We start from the raw sequence: 2,148 nt of genomic DNA on the forward strand, positions 1-2,148 counted from the left end.
TCAAGGCGAAAACACCGACCAACTGACACCTATCCCCTGCTGCCCGTCACACTTCGATATCCGCCAGGTCGCTCTCGTCCTTCCTGATCATCGCGTCACGGATCTGCTGTCGCAACCAGGCGCAACCGAGATCGCTGTCCATCTGAAGCGGCCACACCATTGCCACCGGGGGGAAAGACAGCGCCAGTGGTACAGGGCTGACCTCAAGTCCCAGCAGAGGGCCGTAACGAAGCGCAATGCGTGAAGATACGGTGGCAATCACCGCTGATGAGCGTGCTGTTGCCAATATCGACATGAAATCTGGCGCGGCAGCCACCACGTCCAGTTCTGCTCCCGCGTGTTCCAGCGCATCCTTGACGCAGCCATGGAGACTGTCAGTCTGCGAAATTACGGCGTGCTGTGCTGCCATATAAGCATCAAGGCTCACGGGACCGGAAAGCTTCAGCAGTTGCGGATTGAAACAGCACAGTATGCTGGACTGATAAAGCGGCTCGCAATGGTGTCGTGAATCAGGGAGATAGCTGCATCCCACAGACAGGTCGACGACACCTGAATCCAGCATCGCCTCGATCTCCCGTGCATCGCCGCCGCGAGCCAGAATACGAATGCCCGGCGCAATATCGCGCAACCGAGCGGTCAGGTCGGGCAGCAACAATAGTTCGACCTCGCTGGAAAGCCCCAGCCTGAATGTACGTCGCTCAGTGGCCGGATCGAATGCGTCTGCAATCAGCACGGCTGCCTGTGCCTGTCGCAGAGCCTGCCGCACCGGGCCGGACAAATTCAGCGCCCGCGTCGTGGGCTTCATCACCTGTCCTACGCGGATGAATAGCTCGTCCTGAAACAGCGTGCGCAAGGTCGAGATGTTGTGGCTCATGGCAGGCTGCTGGATCTTCAAGCGCCGCGCCGCACGGGTGACGCTCATCTCTTCCATCATCGCATCGAAGGCAACGAGAAGATTGAGGTCGAAGGAACGAAGATTGAAATGATCGATGACTTGCATGACTGGTATCGATTTTATTGCTGACGGCGGCATCCTTAGCTGATGAGCAGGAACTTGCAAGCCGTTCCCAACTCACCCAAGGAGCAAACCCTATGCCATCCCGTCGTTCCATTCTCAAAGGCGTACTGACCGGTCTGATCACAGCACCCTTCGTCAAACCACAAATTGCTTTGGCCAAGGCACCCTATGCCGCTGTTCAGTCGCCTGGGTTCTACCGGCTGAAGATCGGTTCCGCCGAGGTTACGGCCCTGTCGGATGGCACCATCCCTCTGCCGCTGGCTAAGCTCTACACCAACACCAGCGAACAACACGCGCAGAGCGCCTTGAATGATGCCTTTTTGCCGGAAACCGTCCCGACCTCCGTCAATGCATTTCTGGTCAATACTGGGGAGCGACTGGTGCTGATCGACGCGGGCACCGGGGGCTATCTGGGTCCGTCGCTCGGCAAGCTCGTGTCCAACATCGAGGCCTCCGGCTACAAGGTAGGTGACATTGACGATGTCGTCCTCACCCATATTCATACCGATCATTCCGGCGGGCTGATGAGCAATGGCAAACGCACTTTTCCAAACGCTACATTGCGGGTCAATGAGCGGGAGGCAAAATTCTGGCTTAGCCGGGAGAACGCCGAGGCGGCGACGGGCATCGTCAAACAGCATTTCAGTGAGGCGGACCAGTGTGTGGCGCCCTATGTGGAAGCCAGAAAATTCGAAATCTTTGGAGACAGCCAAGCACCCGTTCCCGGTCTGGGCTCCATTCTTTATGCGGGACACACGCCGGGTCACAGCGCCATTACGCTGGAAAGCGAAGGCCAGAAGATCGTCTTCTGGGGCGACATCACCCATGGCGAGATCCTGCAGTTCGATGAACCCGGCGTCGCCATAGAATTCGATATCGATCAGAAGGCTGCCGTTGCTGCCCGTGACCTCGCCTTCAAGGAGGCGGTGGAAGGCAAATATCTTGTGGCAGGGGCGCATATTGCGTTTCCCGGAATCGGTCATGTGCGTACAGACAGCACCAATTATGACTGGCTGCCGGTCAACTACTCCTAGGATTGCCCCGGATTAGGCGATGGGTCGACGAGGCTCGAAACAGCCTCGTCTTCCGCAACGATGAGGTTCTTTACAAGTTCGGCCTTCCGGCACCGA

At 57.6% G+C, this 2,148-nt stretch carries 2 protein-coding genes; one reads left to right on the forward strand and one right to left on the reverse strand.

The window, feature by feature from the left end:
- Window positions 1-46: 46 nt before the first annotated feature.
- Window positions 47-1,000 carry a LysR family transcriptional regulator gene (locus DMY87_RS23925; protein WP_110794138.1) on the reverse strand — a complete coding sequence of 318 codons (954 nt, stop codon included), beginning with the start codon at window positions 998-1,000 and terminating at the stop codon, window positions 47-49.
- A 92-nt stretch (window positions 1,001-1,092) separates the two neighbouring features.
- Here DMY87_RS23925 and DMY87_RS23930 point away from each other — a divergent pair, with 92 nt between their 5' ends.
- Window positions 1,093-2,052: an MBL fold metallo-hydrolase gene (locus tag DMY87_RS23930; protein ID WP_110794139.1), complete on the forward strand. Its 960-nt coding sequence runs from the start codon at window positions 1,093-1,095 to the stop codon at window positions 2,050-2,052.
- Window positions 2,053-2,148: the final 96 nt, after the last annotated feature.

The organism is Peteryoungia wuzhouensis, assembly GCF_003205195.1.
GTDB lineage: Bacteria > Pseudomonadota > Alphaproteobacteria > Rhizobiales > Rhizobiaceae > Allorhizobium > Allorhizobium wuzhouense.

Excerpts from the sequence above, each read along its gene's own strand:
- DMY87_RS23925 (WP_110794138.1), bottom strand. The coding sequence starts at position 1,000 with ATGCAAGTCATCGATCATTTCAATCTTCGTTCCTTCGACCTCAATCTT.
- DMY87_RS23930 (WP_110794139.1), top strand. The coding sequence starts at position 1,093 with ATGCCATCCCGTCGTTCCATTCTCAAAGGCGTACTGACCGGTCTGATC.